Source organism: Streptomyces sp. NPDC050448 (genome assembly GCF_040655295.1).
In the GTDB taxonomy this organism is placed as follows: Bacteria; Actinomycetota; Actinomycetes; order Streptomycetales; family Streptomycetaceae; genus Streptomyces.
Genome location: NZ_JBFAJR010000021.1, coordinates 66,091 through 82,613, shown reverse-complemented (window position 1 = coordinate 82,613; position 16,523 = coordinate 66,091). Strand labels below are relative to the sequence as shown.

12 protein-coding genes and 1 pseudogene are annotated in these 16,523 nt (G+C 72.4%); 8 read left to right on the top strand and 5 right to left on the bottom strand.

Going from position 1 to position 16,523, the window contains the following annotated elements:
- Positions 1-26: 26 nt before the first annotated feature.
- The 4 genes from AB0I68_RS23820 to AB0I68_RS23805 all read right to left on the bottom strand — a co-directional run bounded on the left by AB0I68_RS23820 (position 27) and on the right by AB0I68_RS23805 (position 5,064).
- On the bottom strand, positions 27-2,021 hold the full coding sequence (locus AB0I68_RS23820; protein ID WP_363179365.1) for a prolyl oligopeptidase family serine peptidase: 1,995 nt from the start codon (positions 2,019-2,021) through the stop codon (positions 27-29).
- 13 nt (positions 2,022-2,034) lie between these two features.
- Positions 2,035-3,420 (bottom strand): M20/M25/M40 family metallo-hydrolase, encoded by a 1,386-nt coding sequence (locus tag AB0I68_RS23815; protein ID WP_363179364.1) that lies wholly within the window; start codon positions 3,418-3,420, stop codon positions 2,035-2,037.
- 1 nt (position 3,421) lies between these two features.
- Entirely contained in the window at positions 3,422-4,255 is an 834-nt protein-coding gene (locus AB0I68_RS23810) for a M55 family metallopeptidase (protein ID WP_363179413.1), read from the bottom strand.
- A 365-nt stretch (positions 4,256-4,620) separates the two neighbouring features.
- Positions 4,621-5,064, bottom strand: a complete 444-nt coding sequence (locus AB0I68_RS23805; protein ID WP_053689660.1) for an SRPBCC family protein — start codon at positions 5,062-5,064, stop codon at positions 4,621-4,623.
- 236 nt (positions 5,065-5,300) lie between these two features.
- Here AB0I68_RS23805 and AB0I68_RS23800 point away from each other — a divergent pair.
- The 3 genes and pseudogenes from AB0I68_RS23800 to AB0I68_RS23790 form a co-directional block, all read left to right on the top strand.
- Positions 5,301-5,663, top strand: a pseudogene (locus tag AB0I68_RS23800) (radical SAM protein); the annotation flags it as partial.
- Between the two features lie 112 nt (positions 5,664-5,775).
- On the top strand, positions 5,776-7,392 hold the full coding sequence (locus AB0I68_RS23795; RefSeq protein ID WP_363179363.1) for an alpha/beta hydrolase: 1,617 nt from the start codon (positions 5,776-5,778) through the stop codon (positions 7,390-7,392).
- A 24-nt stretch (positions 7,393-7,416) separates the two neighbouring features.
- Positions 7,417-7,839, top strand: coding sequence for a RidA family protein (locus AB0I68_RS23790; RefSeq protein ID WP_363179362.1), 423 nt, complete (start codon positions 7,417-7,419; stop codon positions 7,837-7,839).
- Between the two features lie 46 nt (positions 7,840-7,885).
- Here AB0I68_RS23790 and AB0I68_RS23785 read toward each other — a convergent pair whose 3' ends face one another.
- The gene (locus AB0I68_RS23785) at positions 7,886-8,446 is read right to left on the bottom strand and encodes an adenylosuccinate lyase (protein ID WP_363179361.1); all 561 of its coding nucleotides are present in this window, start codon (positions 8,444-8,446) and stop codon (positions 7,886-7,888) included.
- Between the two features lie 453 nt (positions 8,447-8,899).
- On the opposite strand from AB0I68_RS23785, the gene AB0I68_RS23780 reads away from it, so the two are divergent.
- From AB0I68_RS23780 to AB0I68_RS23760, 5 genes are all read left to right on the top strand, one after another.
- Positions 8,900-10,702 (top strand): 3-hydroxybutyryl-CoA dehydrogenase, encoded by a 1,803-nt coding sequence (locus tag AB0I68_RS23780; protein ID WP_363179360.1) that lies wholly within the window; start codon positions 8,900-8,902, stop codon positions 10,700-10,702.
- A gap of 175 nt (positions 10,703-10,877) precedes the next feature.
- Entirely contained in the window at positions 10,878-11,708 is an 831-nt protein-coding gene (locus AB0I68_RS23775) for a TetR family transcriptional regulator (protein WP_363179359.1), read from the top strand.
- Between the two features lie 418 nt (positions 11,709-12,126).
- On the top strand, positions 12,127-13,464 hold the full coding sequence (ccrA, locus tag AB0I68_RS23770; RefSeq protein ID WP_363179358.1) for a crotonyl-CoA carboxylase/reductase: 1,338 nt from the start codon (positions 12,127-12,129) through the stop codon (positions 13,462-13,464).
- A gap of 31 nt (positions 13,465-13,495) precedes the next feature.
- Positions 13,496-15,547 carry a protein meaA gene (locus AB0I68_RS23765; protein WP_363179357.1) on the top strand — a complete coding sequence of 684 codons (2,052 nt, stop codon included), beginning with the start codon at positions 13,496-13,498 and terminating at the stop codon, positions 15,545-15,547.
- A complete protein-coding gene (locus AB0I68_RS23760) occupies positions 15,544-16,518 on the top strand; it encodes a CoA ester lyase (RefSeq protein WP_030292956.1) in 975 nt (324 codons plus the stop codon). Before AB0I68_RS23765 ends, AB0I68_RS23760 begins: the two co-directional genes overlap by 4 nt.
- Positions 16,519-16,523: the final 5 nt, after the last annotated feature.

Below are 16,523 nucleotides of genomic sequence, written 5' to 3'. Positions count from 1 at the left end.
CCCGACCGGGGATTGCGGGACAGCCCTCAGACGGGCCGCGGCGCCAGCACCAGCTTCGGGACGTCCGTCCGGTCAATACCGAACACCTGTGCGTACAGGGAGAGTTCCGCCTCCAGCGCGCGGATCATGGTGTCCGCCCGCCGGAAGCCGTGGCCCTCGCCCTCGAAGGCGACGTACGCGTGCGGGACCGGGCGGCCCCGGAGGGCGGCCAGGAAGCGCTCCGCCTGGGCCGGCGGGCACACCGGGTCGTCCAGTCCCTGGAGCAGTACGAACGGCGCGGTGATCCGGCCGGCGCGGGCCACCGGTGAGCGCTCGCGGCAGCGGACGGCCAGCGTCTGCGGGGGTCCGGCCAGGCCGACGACGTAGCGGGACTCCAGGTCGTGGGTCTCCTCGGCGAAGCCCAGCAGGTCCAGCACGGGGTAGATGATCGTCCCGCAGGCGTACAGGTCCGTGGCGGCCAGCGAGGCAGCCGCCGTCCAGCCGCCCGCGCTGCCGCCCCGGATGGCGAGCCGGTCCGGGTCCGCGGTGCCCTCGGCGGCCAGCGACCGGGCCACCGCCGCGCAGTCCTCCACGTCGACGACGCCCCACTGCTCGCGCAGCCGCTCCCGGTAGGCGCGTCCGTAGCCGGTGGAGCCGCCGTAGTTCACCTCGGCCACGCCGATGCCGCGCGAGGTGAAGTAGGCGATGTGCAGGTCGAGTACGGGCGGCACGTGGTCGGTGGGGCCGCCGTGTGCCCACACCACGTACGGGGGCAGTTCGTCGGCGGGGGCCCGCATCGCGGGGTGGTGCGGCGGGTAGACGTGGGCGTGGATCTCCCGGCCGTCCTGGCCGAGGAAGGTCCGGCTCTGCGGTTCCGGGTAGTACGAGGGGTCCACCGGGTCCACGCCCGCCGCGCCGACCACCCGGGCATGCCCGTCCCCGGTGTCGAGCTCCACCACCTCGTAGGCGCTGCGCGGGCTGGCCGCGACCCCGTAGACGCGGGTGCCGTGCGCGGCAAGTGTGGGCTGCCAGGCCGTCCACGGCCCGGCGGCGTCCACCAGGTCGCCGCTCTCCGGGTCGAGGACGGCGAGCACCGAGGAGCCCTGGCCGTGCAGGACGGCGAGGAGCCCTCCGGGGAGCGGGACCAGCCAGCTCAGCCCGGGTTTCCACAGGGGGCCGCCGAACTCCTCCTCGCGCGGGCACAGGTTCACGGCGTCGCCGGTCGCCGGGTCCACCCGGTACGGGTTCCACCAGCCGCTGCGGTCGCTCACGGCGAGGAGCGTCCCGCCGGGGGTCCACTCCACCTGGGCCACGGACTCCTCGGGACCGCCGAGGACGGTACGGGCCCCGGTCAGCGTCCCGTCGGCCGCGACCTCGGCGAGCCGCACCTCGGTGCCGTCCCACGGCATCCGGGGGTGGTCCCACACCAGCCAGGCCGCGCGGCGCCCGTCGGGGGACAGCCGGGGTCCGGTGGTGAACCGGTGCCGGTCGTCGGTCAGTTCGCGGACGAGGGAGCGGTCCTCGCCGGCCGAGCCGTCCAGCGGCACGGCGGCCAGCACCCGCCGTACGTCGGTCGGGGCCGGCCCGGTGAACTCCTCGAGCACGCACCAGACTTCACCGCCCCGCAGCACGGGGTCGGCCCAGCGCAGTCCGCCGCCGACCGCGGAGACGGGGGTGAGGGGCCGCGGGGCGGGGCCGCCGGGCGCGTCGGGCTCGTACGCGTACATCCGCTGGTCGGCGAAGTGGACGAACACCACCAGGGGTCCGCCCGCGGGCCGTTCGGTACCCGCCCAGGGCCGGCCGCCGTACTCGGTGACGCGGCTGCGGACGTTCCACGGGGCGGGCAGTACCGAGGCCTCGGGGCCGCCGTCGGCGGGCCGGCGCACCAGGGTGCGGCGGCCGCCCTCGGCCGGCCGGGGCTCGGTCCACCACACCTCGGGGCCGATGGTGCCGACGTACTCGGGCCGTCCGTCGAGCGAGGCGGCGACCGCCGCGTCGATGGGCGAGGGCCAGCTGCCGTAGGGCCCGGTCGCCGCCGCCATCACCGGCCCCCCATCACAAGGCCCGCAGGGCGTGGTCGAGGACGCGCACGCCGAAGTGCAGGGCGCCGACGGGGACCCGCTCGTCCACGCCGTGGAAGAGGGACCAGTAGTCGAAGCCGGGCGGCAGCTTCAGCGGGGAGAAGCCGTACCCGGTGATGCCGAGCCGGGAGAACTGCTTGGCGTCGGTGCCGCCCGCCATGCAGAAGGGCACCACGTGGCCGTCCGGGTCGAAGCGCTCCACGGACTCGCGCAGGATCCCGAAGGTCCGTCCGTCCACGGGGGCTTCGAGCGCCACCTCGCGATGGTGGAACTCCCAGGTGACGTCGGGGCCGGTGAGTTCGTCGAGGGTGGCGATGAACTCGGCCTCGCTGCCGGGCAGCATCCGGCCGTCCACGTACGCGGTGGCCGTCCCCGGAACGACATTGAGTTTGTAACCGGCGCTGAACATGGTCGGGTTGGCGCTGTTGCGTACGGTCGCCTCGACGAGGAGGCCGGCCGGGCCGAGCTTGCCGAGGACGGCGTCGAGGTCGAAGCCGCGGGCGCGGGGGTCGACCGACAGGCCCTGGAGGGCGGCGAGTTCGGTGATGCAGGCGGCGACCGTGCCGGTGAGCCGGGCGGGCCACCGGTACTCGCCGATCCGGGCCACGGCCGCGGCGAGCCGGCTGACGGCATTGGCCCGGTTCGGCTTGGAGCCGTGGCCGGTCGTGCCGTGGGCGGTCAGCTTCAGCCAGGCGGTGCCGCGTTCACCGGCCGCGATCGGGTAGAGGGCCTGGCCGGGGCCGTTGTGCACGGTGAAGGCGCCGGATTCGCTCAGGCCCTCGGTGCAGCCCTCGAAGAGGTGCGGGTGCTGGTCGGCGAGGAATCCCGAGCCGTCGGCCGCGCTGTCCTCCTCGTCCGCGGTGTAGGCGATCACGATGTCGCGGCGCGGCTTCACGCCCGCGCGCGCCCAGGCCCGTACGACGGCCAGCACCATCGCGTCCATGTTCTTCATGTCGACGGCACCGCGGCCCCAGACCACCCCGTCGCGAATCTCTCCGGAGAAGGGGTCCGTGCTCCAGTCGGCGGCCTCGGCGGGGACCACGTCGAGGTGGCCGTGGACGAGGAGGGCCTCGGCGCCGGGGTCGGCGCCCTCGATCCGGGCCACCACGTTGGTGCGGCCGGGTGTGCGTTCGAGCAGGACCGGCTCCAGGCCGGCTGCGGCGAGCCGCTCGGCGACGTATTCGGCGGCGGGGCGCTCGCGGCAGTCGCCGCCGCCGCGGTTCGTGGTGTCGATGCGGATCAGGCCGGAGGTGAACTCGACGGCTTCGTCGAGCGCCACCCGGTCGACCGGGGACTCCTCGGCGGAGGACTCCCGGGCGGGGGTCTCCTCGGCCGGGCGCTGGGGGGTGACTGCGGGCATGTCAGCCATACTGCTCCTCCACGGCTGCCGAGACGACCGTCGTGACCGCCTTGAAGGTCCGGATCCCCTCGTACATCGTCTCGCTGGTGTACGCGACCCTGCGTTCCCCGGACCGTTCGGCGCCCGGGATGACGGTGGCGGCCATCGCCAGGTGCTCGGCGTCGAACTCCAGCTCCACGGTGTACGGCCCGCCGCGCACGGGTTCCCGGCGTACGGCGAGGGCCGCGGCCTCCTTGGCGGCGGCCCGGATGTCGGCGGCGGTACGGGCCGGGGTGCGGCAGACGGCGGCGTAGCGGGAGACGTGGTCCTTGACGGCGACCTTCACCGCGTCCGGCGCGTAGCCGTCGGCGTCGGCGCAGGTCAGGTCGTCGCCGGTGACGAGGACGACCGGCACTCCGTACTCGGCGACGACGTGCGCGTTGAGCAGCCCCTCGCTCGCGCGGATCCCGTTCAGCCAGACCCCGGTGATGGAGTTGGCGAGGTAGGTGTGGGCGAGGACGCCCTGCGCGCCGGCGCCGGTGTGGTAGCCGACGAACGCGATGCCGTCGACGTCACCGTGCTGGACCCCCTCGACCATGGTGAGGGACTTGTGGCGGCCGGTGAGCATCTCGGCCCGCTCGTCGAGCTGTTCGAGGAGCAGGTTCCGCATGGTCGCGTGGGCCTCGTTGACGAGGACTTGGTCGGCGCCGCCGTCGAGGAAGCCGAGTACGGCCGCGTTCACGTCGGAGGTGAACATCGGGCGGCAACGCTCCCACTCGGGCGTGCCGGGCAGTACGTCGGCCGGCCAGGTGACGCCCGTGGCGCCTTCCATGTCGGCGGAGACGAGGATCTTCATCGGGCCCCCCGGGCGGTCGGCTGCCACGGCGCGGCCGACACGGACGGAGCCGTCCACGCAGGCTCCCACCCTAGCCGCCCGGGCCTGTTCCGGCCGGGGGCCACGCCCGGGCGCGCGCCGGGGCGTGACACCGGGGGGCATCGGGGGGGCACCGGGGGGTGATGCTGCGGAAGCAGCCTCCGGAGGCGACGTCCAGAGGTGACGCCCGGAGGCGACGTCCAGAGGCGACGTCCAGAGGCGACGTCCAGAGGCGACGTCCAGAGGCGACGTCCAGAGGTGACGTCCGGGCCGGGGGCTCACCTCGGCCGGGAAATCCACCCGATCCGGTGAGCCGCCCGGCGCCGCTGCCGGGGCAACGGCCTTGCTCAGCCCTCGACTTCGGCGGCCAGGTTGGCCAGCAGGGTGTCGTAGATCCGGCCCAGGCCCTTGGGGGCGAAGGTGCGCTCGAAGAAGCCGCCGATGCCGCCGGCGCCGTTCCAGACGGTGGTGACCACGGCCTTGGACTTGCCCTCGCCGGCCGGCGTGACGACCCAGGTGGTGACCATGGTGGAGTTGCGGTCCTTCTCCACGAGCTGGCCGTCGGTGGGCTCGGTGACCTCGAGCAGGCAGTCGCGTACGCGCTTGCTGGTGGCCTGGAGCTTCCAGTGGACGAGGGTGCCCTCGCCGTCGCCGCCCTCGCGCACCTCGTACTCGCTGAAGTGCTCGGGCAGCAGCTTCCCCCGGGTCCCGGTGTAGTCCGCCAGCGCGTCGAACACGGTCTCCGCGTCGGCCGCGATGATCCGCTCCGTGGTGGCCTCGACCTGCGCCATAGCTGTTCCTCCAGCAGTTGTCTTCGCTCGTCGCCGCAAGCCAACCACCTCCGGGGCAGGCGCCCAAATCCGGGTCGGACGTGACAGCGGACGCAGACGAGGGGCGTGCCCCCGGGGAGGGGCTCCAGGTACCGGTGCGCGGCGTTCCAGCCGAGCTCCGTGAGCGGACGGGTGTGCGGGCGGACGGCGCGGCTGTCGCAGGCCCCGCGGACGGGCTTGTGCGGGGTGCTGATGGCCCCGTCATCCCCTTTCTCGGCGGCTCCCCCGAGCAGCTGCGGGCCACCGTCCGGGCCGTCGCCGAGTCCGGGGCGACCTCCGTGACACCCCTGGTACTCCATCTGCGGCCGGGTGCCCGCGAATGGTTCACGGCGTGGCCGGGGACCCGCCACCCCCACCTGGTCGAGCGGTACGAGCGGATGTGCGGGGGCGGCTCGTACGCGCCCACGTGGTACCAGCGGCAGATCACCCGGCAAGTCCACGAGCCCGCGGCGGAATTCGGCATCGCCCCCTCCCGGCAGGCCGCGGCCCGCAGGGTCCCCGCCCCCGAACGCCCGGCCGAGCCCGCGCCCGCCGGCCCCACGCAGCTCAGCCTCCTGTGACCTCGTACGGCCCCTGAACGCTCATCACATCGGGCCAATCAGCAGCCCAATCCCGTCTTCCGGGCACGACTTCCGGGACGATTCCGCCCAGAACCCTCGGCTGGGAGGCCCCATGCTGCACCCCGCGAAGAAGCGCGTCGCCTTGAAGAAGCGCGCCGCCGTCCTGCTGTCGATCGCCACCGCGACCGTGGCCGCCGCCGTCACGAGCCCGGCCGGCGCCACGCCGACGGCCGCGCCCGCGGCCTCGGCCCGCGCTGCCGCCGCGGCCCCTGCGGCCGCCGCGCTGCGCTGGACCGGCTGTGCGACGACGCGCTACCCGACGCTGCAGTGCGCCTCCCTCAAGGTCCCGCTCGACCACGACCGACCCGCGGGCCGCCAGATCTCCCTGGCCCTGACCCGGGTCCCGCACACCGCCGCCACCTCCCAGGGCCCGCTGCTGGTGAACCCCGGCGGCCCCGGCGGCAGCGGCCGGGCCCTGGCCGGGTTCATCGCCTCCGCGCTCCCCGACGACGTGGCCGCCCAGTACGACGTGATCGGCTTCGACCCGCGGGGCGTCGGCAAGAGCGAGCCCGCCCTCGACTGCGGACCCGGCCACTTCACCCCCGTGCGCCCGGACTCCGTACCGCTCGACGCGCAGACCGAGCAGGCCAACCTGGAGCGGGTGAAGTCCTTCGCCGAGTCCTGCCAGGCCAAGCACGCGGACGTGCTCCCGTACATCGGCACCGTCTCGGCCGCCCGCGACCTCGAGGTGCTGCGCGTCGCCCTCGGTGCGGCGAAGGTCAGCTACTTCGGCTACTCGTACGGGACCTACCTGGGCGCGGTGTACGCCAAACTCCACCCGGACCGGGTGCACCGCCTCGTCCTGGACTCCGTGGTCGACCCGGGCGGGGTCTGGTACGAGGACAACCTCGCGCAGGACCAGGCCTTCGACGCCCGCCACAAGGCCTTCCTGGCCTGGGTGGCCCAGTACGACGAGAAGTACAAGCTCGGCACCGACCCGGCGCGGGTCGAGGAGCGCTGGTACGCGATGCGGAGCGCCCTGCGTGCGACACCGGCGGGCGGCAAGGTGGGCCCGGCGGAGCTGGAGGACACCTACATGCCGGGCGGCTACTACAACGGCTACTGGCCGATCCTCGCCGAGGCGTTCTCGGCGTACGAGGTGGCCGGGGACCCGAAGCCGCTGGTGGCGGCGTACGAGCGGTTCGGGGCGGTGGAGCCGTCCGCGGGCAACAGCTACAGCGTGTACACGGCGGTGCAGTGCCGCGACTCGGCCTGGCCGAAGGACTGGAACCAGTGGCGCGCGGACATGTGGCGCACCCATGCGAAGGCACCCTTCATGACCTGGAACAACGCCTGGTACAACGCCCCCTGTGCGTTCTGGGAGACGGAGCCGCTGGCGGCGCCGGACGTGACCAACGCCGACCTCCCGCCCGCCCTGCTGCTCCAGGCGACGGACGACGCGGCGACCCCGTTCGAGGGGGCGCTGAGCATGAAGGGGAAGCTGAAGGGCTCGGCCCTGGTGGTCGAGGAGGGCGGCGGCAACCACGGGGTCGCGCTCAGCGGCAACAAGTGCCTGGACGAGAAGGTGGCGGCGTACCTGCGGACGGGCCAGGCCTCGGACGCGACCTGCCCCGCCCAGCCGGCCCCGAAGCCCGCCGCGTCCACCCGCGCGGTGCCCCCGTCGGCGGGCGGCACGGCGCTGCACGGCCTGCTGGGCTTCCGCGGCTGACCTCCGCCGGGCAAGATCATGCCCATGACCACCTCGCGCACGCCCGGCCACCTCACCCGTATCGCCGCCCCGGACGGCGTCGCCCCCAGTCCCCAGTACAGCCACGTCGTCTGGGGCACCGGGCGGTTCGTCGCCGTCTCCGGGCAGTGCGCCTTCGACGAGCGGGGAGAGGTGGTCGGCGCGGGTGACGCCGCCGCCCAGGCCCGGCAGGTGTTCGACAACCTGGGCCGGTGCCTGGCGGCGGCCGGGGCCGCCTTCGAGGACGTGGTGAAGCTGACCTACTACGTCACGGACGTGGCCCACCTCCCGGCGGTCCGCGCGGCCCGCGCGGCCGTCATCCCCTCCGACCGCCTCCCGGCCTCCTCGGCGGTCCAGGTCGCCGCCCTCGTCCGCCCCGAACTCCTGCTGGAGGTGGAGGCCTTCGCGATCGTCCCGGCGGCCGGCTGAGCGCACTGCCGCATGCCCCCTCGGGGACGGCGGGGTGCGGGCGGGTTCACCGCAGCTTGCGCAGCGCCGCCGTTGCCGCCACCGCGAGGCGGGGGTGGGACTGGGCGCGGACGAGGACCGCGCGGGAACGGGGGTCGGCGAGGTTGCCGAGCCCCTCGACACAGGCCAGGGCCACCCGCCAGTAGGGGTCGTGCGGGGACAGCAGGCGGGACAGGGTGGCCATGAGGACCGGCGCCGACTCGGGGGCGCGCAGGGCCGTGAGCAGCCGTACGGGCTGGAGGGCGTAGGCCGTGCGCAGGGTGTTGGTGGCGAGGGCCGCCGCCGCGCGGGCGGTGCGCGGGTCGCCCAGTGCGGCGAGCGCCTCGGCGGCGGCCGCGCAGCGCGGCGGGTCCCGGTGGTTGAGGAGCAGCACCAGCGGCTCGAAGGCCCGCCGGTCCCCGGCCAGGCCGAGGCGGTACGCGGCCAGCTCGCGCGCCCACAGGGGCAGCCCGGCCGAGGTGAGGGAGGCGGCCAGGGCGTCCGGGTCGGCCGCGAGCAGCGCGTCGTACTCCGGGTACTCCGGCGAACCGGTGGCTTCCGCCCGCAGGCGCTCCAGCACGTCGTTCACCCGGCCACCCTAGGGCGGCGCGGCCGCCGCCGCGGCGGGTTTCCGCAGATGGGTGATCGATGATCGATGATCGGTACATTTGGGCGGTACAGGTCACATCTCCGCGCTCTGGCGCGCCAGTTACCGGCGGGTTACGCTCCTTTCAACGTACGAGGCCGGCCTGGTGACGCAGCCGCCCCGTACCAGTCGGTTCGGTACCTCAGGTACTTCTCGTGTACGGCGTGGCCCCGGGACAGGGTCCGCCGCTCTCCGCCACGCCCCCGCTTTCCGGGCTGCTCGTGCGGTATTTCCCGAATTCCCGATCTCTGCTTTCCCGGTCTCCGCCTTCCCCGTCTTCGCTTCCCGGTCTTCGGGTTTCGGATCTCCGGGCTTTCGGATCTTGGGTCTTCCGGCCGCGCGTCGTGCGCCGCGCGCCGTCCCTCAGTCGTCACCCTCTTCCACTGGAGTCCCGCGATGGACCTTCCGTCCACGTCCAGTCAGTCCACCCTCCAGACCATCGCCGTCGTCGGCCTCGGCACGATGGGCACCGGCATCGCCGAGGTCCTCGCCCGGGCCGGCCGCGAGGTCATCGGCATCGACATCAGCGACACCGCCACCCGCCGGGCCACCGCCTCCCTCGCCGCCGCCACGGCCCGTTCGGTGACCCGCGAGCGCCTCACCGAGCAGGAGCGGGAGGGCGTGCTCGCCCGCTTCCGCACCTTCACCGAGCTGACCGCCGCGGCCGACGCCGATCTCGTCATCGAGGTCGTCCCGGAGAACCACGAGCTCAAGCAGCGCCTCCTCCGCGAGCTCGACGCGATCGTCCGGCCCGACACGATCCTGGCCACCGGCACCAACGCCCTGTCGGTGACCCGGCTCGCCGCCGAGTCGCAGCGTCCCGAGCGCGTCCTCGGCCTGCACTTCTTCAACCCGGCCCCGGCGATGAAGCTGGTCGAGGTCGCCTCCAGCGTCCTCACCGCCCCGCCGGCCGTCGAGGCGGTCACCGCGCTGGCCCGCGAGCTCGGCAAGGAGCCCGTCTCCGTCGGCGACCGCCCCGGCTTCGTCGCGGACGGCCTGCTCTTCGGCTACCTCAACCAGGCCGCCGCGATGTACGAGTCGAAGTACGCCTCCCGCGAGGACATCGACGCGGCCATGCGGCTCGGCTGCGGCCTGCCCATGGGCCCGCTCGCCCTGCTCGACCTGATCGGCGTGGACACCGCCCGGACCGTCCTGGAGGCCATGTACGCCTCCTCCGGCGACCGGCTGCACGCCCCGGCGCCGATCCTCGGCCACCTCGCCGAGGCAGGCCTGACCGGGCAGAAGTCCGGGCGCGGCTTCTACACGTACGAGGAGCCGGGCAGCTCCACGATCGTCCGCGACGCGCAGACCCCGCTGGACGGGGCCCGGCTCGGCGAGGGCCGCCCGGTCAGCTCGGTCGGCGTGGCCGGCTCCGGGACCATGGCGAGCGGTATCGCGCAGGTCTTCGCGCAGGCCGGCTTCGCGGTGGTGCTCGCCGCCCGCAGCCAGGAGAAGGCGGACGCCGCGAAGGCCGCGATCGGCAAGTCCTTGGGCCGTGCGGTGTCCAAGGGCCGGCTGACCGAGGAGGGCGCCGCGCAGACGCTGGACCGGATCACCCCGGCCGGCTCGCTGGACGCCTTCGCCGACGTGGACCTGGCCGTGGAGGCCGTCGCGGAGGACCTGGCGGTCAAGCAGGAGCTGTTCGCGGCCTTCGACAAGATCTGCAAGCCGGGCGCGGTGCTGGCCACCACGACCTCCTCGCTCCCGGTGATCGCCTGCGCCCGCGCCACCACGCGTCCGCAGGACGTGATCGGCATGCACTTCTTCAACCCGGCGCCGGCGATGAAGCTGGTCGAGGTGGTCCGGACCGTCCTGACCTCGGACGACGTGCACGCCACCGTCCGCGAGATCTGCACGAAGGTGCGCAAGCACCCGGTGGACTGCGGGGACCGGGCCGGGTTCATCGTGAACGCGCTGCTGTTCCCGTACCTGAACAACGCGATCAAGATGGTCGAGCAGCACTACGCGAGCCTCGACGACATCGACGCGGCCATGAAGCTGGGCGGCGGCTACCCGATGGGGCCCTTCGAGCTCCTCGACGTCGTCGGCCTGGACGTCTCGCTGGCGATCGAGAAGGTCCTCCACAAGGAGTTCCGCGACCCCGGCCTGGCCCCGTCCCCGCTGCTGGAGCACCTGGTGGCGGCGGGCTGCCTGGGACGGAAGACCGGCCGCGGATTCCGTGAGTACGCCCGCCGGTAAGCAGCGCCCTGGCCAAGGGCCCCAAGAGCCGGATGCGTGGGGAGGGCTGCTCGGGTCTGCCGGACCCTCACGGCAGGCCATACCCTCCGAGCCCAGTGCGGGCTCTCCCCCGCATCCACCCCTGTCCCACCCCCCTCAGGCGCGGTCCCCCGCGCAAATGAAGTACTTTCGCTCTATGTCCCAGCCCGCCAAGACCTCGCCCCGCACCACCACGGCCTCCGACAGCCCGGAGAGCGCGGCCGGCACCAAGGCGGCCGCGCAGCGGCTCAAGATGCGCCGCGAGCTCGCCGCCGCCGCGATGGAGCTGTTCGCGACCAAGGGGTACGAGGCGACGACGGTCGACGAGATCGCCGCGACCGCGGGGGTGGCCCGCCGGACCTTCTTCCGGCACTTCCGGTCCAAGGAAGAGGCGATCTTCCCGGACCACGACGACACCCTGACCAGGGCCGAGGCGGTGCTGGAGGTGGCCCCGGCGCACGAGCACCCGCTCGACACGGTGTGCCGCGGGATCAAGGAAGTCATGAAGATGTACGCCGCCTCGCCGGCGGTGTCGGTGGAGCGCTACCGGCTGACGCGCGAGGTGCCGGCGCTGCGGGAGCGGGAGATCGCCTCGGTGGCCCGGTACGAGCGGCTGTTCACCCGCTATCTGCTGGCCCACTTCGACGAGACCGACCACCATGACGGCAACGACGACCCGCTGCTGGCCGAGGTGGCCGCCTCGGCGGTCGTGACGGCGCACAACCACGTGTTGCGGCGCTGGCTGCGGGCGGGCGGCCAGGGGGACGTGGAGGCGCAGCTGGACCACGCCTTCTCGATCGTGCGGAAGACCTTCGGCACGGGGATCGGCGCGGGCCGGACCCTGAACACCGGGAACGCCGCCACGGCCCCGGCCGCGCCGGCGGAGGTCCGCACGCAGGGCGAGGTGCTGGTGGCGGTGGCCCGTACGGACGCCCCGCTCGACGAGGTCATGCGGACCATCGAGGAAGCACTGAGAAACAAGCAGTAGTCACACACATCACAGTGGCCGCTCCCGTTCCGGGGGCGGCCGCTTTTGTTTGTCCGACTTGCCCCTACTCATCGGTAACTTTGATCGATCATCGCTCATCTGCGCAGGTCAATAGGCAAATGAGAGAAAGATTTGGCACGCGGTGCCTTGCTGAGTGACACGGGGTGCCATACGTTGAATCTCGTCCGGATGTCCCCGCGGTCCACGCCCACTCGGCACGAACCGCGCCCCGGATGCCTGCGTCACCAGGCACCGCACGCCCCACCACGGGCGTCGCCCGCACCACAGCCCTCCCCCAGCCTCAGGCCGGGGGGGACCCCACCGGACCGACGGCATCTCGCAGCACCACACCACATCCGTACACGCACCTGCGTATCCCTCAGCGCACCCTCATCAGCGCTTCGCCGGAGGCAACACCGTGAAGGACATCCTGGACGCGATCCAGTCGCAGGCCGCAACGGCCGCCGACTTCGCGGCCCTGCCGCTCCCCGACTCGTACCGCGCGATCACCGTGCACAAGGACGAGGCGGAGATGTTCGCGGGGCTCACCACCCGTGAGAAGGACCCGCGCAAGTCCCTGCACCTCGACGAGGTCCCCGTGCCGGAGCTCGGCCCGGGCGAGGCCCTGGTGGCCGTCATGGCCTCCTCGGTCAACTACAACTCCGTGTGGACCTCGATCTTCGAACCGGTGTCCACCTTCAGCTTCCTGGAGCGCTACGGGCGCCTGTCGGAGCTCACCAAGCGCCACGACCTCCCGTACCACGTCATCGGCTCGGACCTCGCGGGCGTCGTGCTGCGCACCGGCCCCGGCGTCAACGCCTGGAAGCCCGGCGACGAGGTCGTCGCGCACTGCCTCTCGGTCGAGCTGGAGTCCTCGGACGGCCACAACGACACGATGCTCGACCCCGAGCAGCGCATCTGGGGCTTCGAGACCAACTTCGGCGGCCTGGCGGAGATCGCCCTCGTCAAGTCCAACCAGCTGATGCCGAAGCCCGGCCACCTGAGCTGGGAGGAGGCCGCCTCCCCCGGCCTGGTCAACTCCACCGCCTACCGCCAGCTGGTCTCCCGCAACGGCGCCGGCATGAAGCAGGGCGACAACGTCCTGATCTGGGGCGCCAGCGGCGGACTCGGCTCGTACGCCACCCAGTTCGCGCTGGCCGGCGGCGCCAACCCGATCTGCGTCGTCTCGAGCGCGCAGAAGGCGGACATCTGCCGCTCGATGGGCGCGACCGCGATCATCGACCGCAGCGCCGAGGGCTACAAGTTCTGGAAGGACGAGCACACCCAGGACCCCAAGGAGTGGAAGCGCTTCGGCAAGCGCATCCGCGAGCTGACCGGCGGCGAGGACGTGGACATCGTCTTCGAGCACCCGGGCCGCGAGACCTTCGGCGCCTCCGTGTACGTCACCCGCAAGGGCGGCACGATCGTCACCTGCGCCTCGACCTCGGGCTACAACCACGAGTACGACAACCGGTACCTGTGGATGTCGCTCAAGCGGATCGTCGGATCGCACTTCGCCAACTACCGCGAGGCCTGGGAGGCCAACCGCCTGGTGGCCAAGGGCAAGATCCACCCCACGCTGTCGAGGGTCTACTCCCTCGAGGAGACCGGCCAGGCCGCGTACGACGTCCACCGCAACCTCCACCAGGGCAAGGTCGGCGTTCTCGCCCTCGCCCCCGAGGAGGGCCTGGGCGTGCGCGACCACGAGATGCGCGCGACGCACCTCGAGGCGATCAACCGCTTCCGCAACGTCTGAGACCGTTCAAGGGCCAAAGGGACAGCCTGAGATGACAGAGCGCCAGAAAGACCGTCCGTGGCTCATGCGGACGTACGCCGGCCACTCCACGGCCGAGGCGTCCAACGAGCTGTACCGCCGCAACCTCGCCAAGGGCCAGACCGGCCTGTCGGTCGCGTTCGACCTTCCGACGCAGACCGGCTACGACCCCGACCACATCCTCGCCCGCGGCGAGGTGGGCCGGGTCGGGGTCCCGGTCTCCCATCTGGGCGACATGCGGCGGCTGTTCCAGGACATCCCCCTGGAGCAGATGAACACCTCGATGACGATCAACGCCACCGCGATGTGGCTGCTGGCGCTCTACCAGGTGGCCGCCGAGGAGCAGGGCGCGGACATCTCGCAGCTCCAGGGCACCACCCAGAACGACATCGTCAAGGAGTACCTCTCGCGCGGGACGCACGTCTTCCCGCCCGGGCCCTCGCTCCGCCTGACGACGGACATGATCGCGTACACGGTCAACCACATCCCGAAGTGGAACCCGATCAACATCTGCTCGTACCACCTCCAGGAGGCCGGGGCCACCCCGGTCCAGGAGATCTCGTACGCGATGTCGACCGCGATCGCCGTGCTGGACTCGGTGCGTGACTCGGGCCAGGTCCCGGAGGATCGTTTCGGCGAGGTGGTCGCCCGTATCTCGTTCTTCGTGAACGCGGGCGTCCGCTTCATCGAGGAGATGTGCAAGATGCGCGCCTTCGGCCGCATCTGGGACCAGGTCACCCGCGAGCGCTACGGCATCGAGAACGCCAAGCAGCGCCGCTTCCGGTACGGCGTCCAGGTCAACTCCCTGGGTCTGACCGAGGCGCAGCCGGAGAACAACGTCCAGCGCATCGTGCTGGAGATGCTCGCGGTCACCCTCTCCAAGGACGCCCGGGCCCGCGCCGTGCAGCTGCCCGCCTGGAACGAGGCGCTGGGCCTGCCCCGGCCCTGGGACCAGCAGTGGTCGCTGCGCATCCAGCAGGTCCTGGCGCACGAGAGCGACCTGCTGGAGTACGAGGACATCTTCGCCGGTTCCCACGTCATCGAGGCCAAAGTCGACTCCCTGGTCGCCGACTGCCTGGCCGAGATCGACCGGATCCAGGAGATGGGCGGCGCGATGGCCGCCGTCGAGTCCGGGTACCTGAAGTCCCGGCTCGTCTCCTCGCACGCCGAGCGGCGCGCCCGCATCGAGTCCGGCGAGGACAAGATCGTCGGCGTGAACTGCTTCCAGCAGACCGAGGAGAACCCGCTCACCGCCGATCTCGACGGCGCGATCATGACGGTGGACGGGGCCGTGGAGGCGCTGACCGTGGAGCGGATCGGCAGCTGGCGGGCCGAGCGGCAGGAGTCCTCGGACCGGCAGGGGGGCGGCGACCCGTTCGTCTTCCCGACGGTGATGCAGGCCCTGGACCGGCTGAAGGAGGCCGCGGCCGGGACCGAGAACCTGATGGAGGCCACCCTCGAGTGCGCCCGCGCCGGTGTCACCACCGGCGAATGGGCGAACGCCCTGCGCGAGGTGTTCGGCGAGTTCCGCGCCCCGACCGGGGTCTCCTCGGCCCCGGTGGCCGTCACCGCGGAGGAGGGCACGCCGATGGCCCTCGTCCGCGAGAAGGTCGCCCGCACCGCCGAGGACCTGGGCTCCGGCCGGCTGCGCCTGCTGGTCGGCAAGCCCGGCCTGGACGGGCACTCGAACGGCGCCGAGCAGATCGCCGTCCGGGCCCGCGACGCCGGTTTCGAGGTGGTCTACCAGGGCATCCGGCTGACTCCCGAGGAGATCTCCTCGGCGGCGCTGGCCGAGGACGTGCACTGCGTGGGACTGTCCATCCTGTCCGGCTCGCACAGCGCGCTCGTGCCGGACGTGCTGGAACGCCTCCGTACGGCGGGGGCGGGTGACGTCCCCGTCGTCCTCGGCGGCATCATTCCGAACGCCGATGCCATCGCGCTGAAGGCGGCCGGAGTCGCCGCCGTATTCACACCCAAGGACTTCGGTATCACGGAGATCATCGGCCGTATCGTCGACGAGATCCGGAAAGCGAACAAGCTCGACCCTCTGGAGGTCCCCGCATGACCACGCCCACGTCCCCGGTCAACCGGCTGCGGCCGCGCCGCTCCTGCCTCGCGGTTCCGGGCTCGAACCCGCGGTTCCTGGAGAAGGCCCAGGGCCTGCCGGCCGACCAGGTCTTCCTCGACCTCGAGGACGCCTGCGCACCGCTGGCCAAGGAAGGCGCCCGCCACACGATCGTGGACGCGCTGAACAACGGCGACTGGACCGGCAAGACCCGGGTCGTGCGCGTCAACGACTGGACCACGCACTGGACGTACCGCGACGTCATCACGGTCGTGGAGGGCGCGGGCCAGAACCTCGACTGCATCATGCTGCCGAAGGTCCAGGACGCCCAGCAGGTCGTGGCGCTCGACCTCCTGCTGACCCAGATCGAGAAGACCATGGGCTTCGAGGTCGGCAAGATCGGCATCGAGGCGCAGATCGAGAACGCCAAGGGCCTGGTCAACGTCGACGAGATCGCGGCCGCCTCGCCGCGGCTGGAGACCATCATCTTCGGCCCGGCCGACTTCATGGCCTCGATCAACATGAAGTCCCTGGTCGTGGGCATGCAGCCGCCCGGCTACCCGGCGGACGCCTACCACTACATCCTGATGCGGATCCTGATGGCGGCCCGCATGCACAACCTCCAGGCGATCGACGGCCCCTTCCTCCAGATCCGCGACGTGGACGCCTACCGCGAGGTGGCGGGCCGGGCGGCGGCGCTGGGCTTCGACGGCAAGTGGGTGCTGCACCCGGGCCAGGTCGACGCGGCCAACGAGGTCTTCTCCCCCTCGCAGGAGGACTACGACCACTCCGAGCTGATCCTCGACGCGTACGACTGGTGCACCTCCGAGGCCGGCGGCAAGAAGGGCTCGGCCATGCTCGGCGACGAGATGATCGACGAGGCCAGCCGCAAGATGGCCCTGGTCATCGCGGGCAAGGGCCGCGCCGCGGGCATGCAGCGCACCACCAAGTTCGAGATCCCGGAGGCCTGATCCCG

Bases quoted from the DNA above. Each gene is read 5' to 3' on its own strand.
- AB0I68_RS23790 (WP_363179362.1), top strand. From the start codon at position 7,417: ATGACCACCTCGCGCACGCCCGGCCACCTCACCCGTATCGCCGCCCCG.
- AB0I68_RS23780 (WP_363179360.1), top strand. From the start codon at position 8,900: ATGGACCTTCCGTCCACGTCCAGTCAGTCCACCCTCCAGACCATCGCC.
- AB0I68_RS23820 (WP_363179365.1), bottom strand. From the start codon at position 2,021: ATGGCGGCGGCGACCGGGCCCTACGGCAGCTGGCCCTCGCCCATCGAC.
- AB0I68_RS23775 (WP_363179359.1), top strand. From the start codon at position 10,878: ATGTCCCAGCCCGCCAAGACCTCGCCCCGCACCACCACGGCCTCCGAC.
- AB0I68_RS23810 (WP_363179413.1), bottom strand. From the start codon at position 4,255: ATGAAGATCCTCGTCTCCGCCGACATGGAAGGCGCCACGGGCGTCACC.
- AB0I68_RS23805 (WP_053689660.1), bottom strand. From the start codon at position 5,064: ATGGCGCAGGTCGAGGCCACCACGGAGCGGATCATCGCGGCCGACGCG.
- AB0I68_RS23760 (WP_030292956.1), top strand. From the start codon at position 15,544: ATGACCACGCCCACGTCCCCGGTCAACCGGCTGCGGCCGCGCCGCTCC.
- AB0I68_RS23765 (WP_363179357.1), top strand. From the start codon at position 13,496: ATGACAGAGCGCCAGAAAGACCGTCCGTGGCTCATGCGGACGTACGCC.
- AB0I68_RS23815 (WP_363179364.1), bottom strand. From the start codon at position 3,420: ATGCCCGCAGTCACCCCCCAGCGCCCGGCCGAGGAGACCCCCGCCCGG.
- AB0I68_RS23795 (WP_363179363.1), top strand. From the start codon at position 5,776: ATGCTGCACCCCGCGAAGAAGCGCGTCGCCTTGAAGAAGCGCGCCGCC.